Source organism: Paenibacillus agri (assembly GCF_013359945.1).
Classification (GTDB): domain Bacteria; phylum Bacillota; class Bacilli; order Paenibacillales; family Paenibacillaceae; genus Paenibacillus_AQ; species Paenibacillus_AQ agri.
On record NZ_JABWCS010000096.1, the window covers coordinates 1 to 275 of the forward strand.

Below are 275 nucleotides of genomic sequence, written 5' to 3' on the forward strand. Positions count from 1 at the left end.
AAGTATATGGCATTCGGAGTTTGACTGAGCTTGGTAACCCTTGCGGGCCCCGCACCCAATCAGTGCTCTACCTCCACTACTTTTATACCGAGGCTAGCCCTAAAGCTATTTCGGGGAGAACCAGCTATCTCCGAGTTCGATTGGAATTTCTCCGCTACCCCCACCTCATCCCCGCACTTTTCAACGTACGTGGGTTCGGGCCTCCAGTGCGTGTTACCGCACCTTCACCCTGGACAGGGGTAGATCACACGGTTTCGGGTCTACGTCCACATACT

1 rRNA gene is annotated in these 275 nt (G+C 54.2%); it reads right to left on the minus strand.

Annotation, left to right across the window (positions count from 1 at the left end):
• A 23S ribosomal RNA gene (locus HPT30_RS00440) occupies window positions 1-275 on the minus strand; the annotation flags it as partial.